This is a genomic window from Terrabacter terrae (assembly GCF_039529575.1).
Lineage (GTDB): Bacteria > Actinomycetota > Actinomycetes > Actinomycetales > Dermatophilaceae > Terrabacter > Terrabacter terrae.
This window is the reverse complement of the sequence record NZ_BAAANB010000189.1, coordinates 1-2,792: the sequence shown is the minus strand read 5'-3', so window position 1 is coordinate 2,792 and position 2,792 is coordinate 1. Positions and strand designations below refer to the sequence as shown.

The 2,792-nt window shown below is 70.5% G+C and carries 3 protein-coding genes; all 3 read right to left on the bottom strand.

Going from position 1 to position 2,792, the window contains the following annotated elements; genetic code table 11:
- Positions 1-568, bottom strand: a 568-nt coding sequence (locus tag ABD194_RS20770) for a carbohydrate ABC transporter permease (protein ID WP_343995075.1), incomplete at its 3' end; no start/stop codon positions are given.
- Positions 569-572: 4 nt separating this feature from the next.
- On the bottom strand, positions 573-1,826 hold the full coding sequence (locus ABD194_RS20765) for a sugar ABC transporter substrate-binding protein (protein ID WP_343995072.1): 1,254 nt from the start codon (positions 1,824-1,826) through the stop codon (positions 573-575).
- Positions 1,827-1,974: 148 nt separating this feature from the next.
- Positions 1,975-2,792, bottom strand: an 818-nt coding sequence (locus ABD194_RS20760; protein ID WP_343995070.1) for a LacI family DNA-binding transcriptional regulator, incomplete at its 5' end; no start/stop codon positions are given.

Below are 2,792 nucleotides of genomic sequence, written 5' to 3'. Positions count from 1 at the left end.
AGTTGCGCCACGACGCCATGAGGATCAGCGAGGGCATCGACCAGTGCGGGTCGCCGAGCCAGTTGGGCCCGGTGACGCCGACCCAGCCGAGCACCGTGTTGATGAGGCCGCCCGGGTTCTGCAGGAGGAAGCGCCACACGACGGCGACCGCGACGATCGAGGTGATGACCGGCATGTAGAAGCCGAGGCGGAAGACCGCGCGGAAGCGGGTGATCCCCTTGTCCAGCGCGACCGCGGCGGCGAGCGCGACGACGAGCGTCAGCGGCATACCGACGAGCACGAAGTAGGCGGTGTTGCCGGCGGCGGTGCGGAACAGCGGGTCGGAGAGGGCCTTGGTGAAGTTGTCGAACCCGATGATGTTGACCGCGAAGGGGTTTCGCAGGTCGCGGGCCCTGGTGTCGGTGAAGCTCATGAAGAGCGACTGGATCACCGGCCACGCGGTGAAGGCGAGGAAGAGCAGGCAGAACGGCACGGCGAGGATCCAGGCCGCCCGCCCCTCCCGCCGGCGGGCCGAGTCGGCACGCCGGCGGGAGGTCGCCGCTCCGTTCTGGGCGGTCTGGGCGGTCATCGGGTCACATTCCCGTGCCGATGGAGTCGGCCTGCTGCTGGGCCGTCTTGAGGCCCTGGGCCGGGTCCTCACCCGTCTTGGTGATCTTCTCCATCTCGGTGTCGAGCCCCTTGACGGCTTGCTCCCAGGTCGGGAATGACGGCGGCGCCTTGGCGGTCTCGAGCTGCTTGCCGAAGACGGCGAGCTTCTTGTCCGAGGCGAGCGAGGGGTCCTGCCAGGCGCTCTTGACCGACGGCAGGTCGGTGGAGATCGAGTACCACTTGGCCTGGACCTTCGGGTCGGCGAGCCACTGGACGAACTTCCACGCGGTGTCGCGGTTCTTGGTGTTCTTGAAGACGACGAAGTTGGACCCGCCGACGAACGAGGACGACCCGGCCGAGCCGGCGGGGATCGGGGCGACGTTGTACTTGTCCTTGAAGCCGGCGCCGCCGACCTTCTCGACGGCCGACATCTCCCACGGGCCGGAGATGAACATCGGCACCTTGCCGCTGGCGAAGTCCGGCTCGGTGGTCGGGGTCGCCGGGGCGCTCTTGTCGGAGATGCCGTCGGTGAAGAACGACTGGTAGTACTTCGTGGCCTTGAGCAGCTGCGGGCTGTCGAAGTTGTACGCCTTGCCGCCGTCCTTGGTGAGGTCGGCGCCCTCGCTCCACGCGAACGGCATCACGGTCTGCCACGAGCCCTCGCCGCCGGCCTGCAGGCCGATGCCCCACTTGGCGCCGGCCTTGGTCTGCATGGCCTTGGCCATGTCCTTCAGTCCCTGCCAGTTGTTCGGCACGGAGTCGAAGCCGGCCTTCTTGGCCAGGTCGGTTCGGTAGTAGACGACACGCGTCTCGACGTACCACGGGATGCCGTAGGAGGTGCCGTTCACCTCGGTCGTCTTCTGGGCGCCCTCGAAGAAGGAGGACTTGTCGATCTGCGCCGGCGTCGGGTCGATGGCGTTGCTGCTCGCGAACTCGCCCATCCACGTGCTGCCGACCATGGCGACGTCAGGCGTCTTGCCCGCGGCGATGGCTGCGGTGAACTTGTCGTGCGCGGCGTCCCACGGGATCGCGGTGACCTGGACCTTGACGCCCGGGTTGGCGGTCTCGAAGTCCTTCGTCAGCTTGGGCAGGTTGTCCCCCTCGGCACCCATCGCCCAGACGGTGATCGTGCCGCTGGCCTTGCCGGTGCTGACCGCGGCGCCGGTCTGGCCGGCTCCGCTGCCTCCGGCGTCGGCGCCTCGACCGCAGGCGGTCATGGTGAGGGCCGCGGCAGTCATGCACGCGACCGTGATGGCTGTGGTGCGTCTCATCGGTCTCTCACTTTCTCGGGTGTCCCGACGGCTGTGTCGGGGTCTGGGGCGGGGCTCTCGAGGCGGGACTGGGGGTCGAGTGGGGCTGCGGACGGGTCTTGGGGGCGTCGCGCGGTCAGCGCGGCGTGCAGCCGCAGGAGCCGCGGATGACGAGCTCGGTGGGCAGGATCTGCGGCTCGAGCAGCGGCTGGCCGCCCGAGACGCGCTGGTGGAGGCGCTCGGCGGCCAGGACGCCGAGCTCGTGCACGGGTTGCCGGACGGTGGTCAGGCCCGGCCGGACGTAGCGGGCGGTCATGACGTCGTCCCAGCCCACGACGGCGATCTCACCGGGGACGTCGCGGCCGGCGTCCTGCAGGTGGGACATGATGGCGAGTGCGAGCTCGTCGTTGGCGCACACGAGCCCGTCGGCCTCGAGCTCGCCGGAGAGGATGCGCTCGGCCACGGCCTCGCCGGCCCCCTCGCGGAACGCCACGCGCAGGGGCTCGGCCGGGTCGAGCCCCCGGGCCCGGTGGGCGGCGACGAAGCCGGCGTGGCGTTCGCGCATGTCGGGCGCGCCCTCGGGGTCGCCGACGAAGAGGAGCCGGCTGCGGCCGTGCGCGAGGACGTGCTCGGTGAGCTGCTCTGCGCTGTGGGCGTTCTCGGCGCGGACGCTCTCGATGCCCTCCTGCGGCGCTCCGGCGATGATGACGACCGGCTTCTTCCCGTGCAGTGCGCGGGCGACCGCCGGCGGCATGGCGGCCGAGCCGAGCACGGCGATGGCGTCGACGTGGGTGGCGAGCTGCCGCACGGCGCGGGCAATGTCGCCCTTGCCCTCGGTGAGCATCAGCGTGACGCTCTGGCCGAGCTCGGCCGCGCGGGACTCGAAGCCGATGAGCAGCTCGGCGTAGTAGGGACCGGACAGCTCGGGCAGGACGAGGGCGTGGGCCTCGTGGT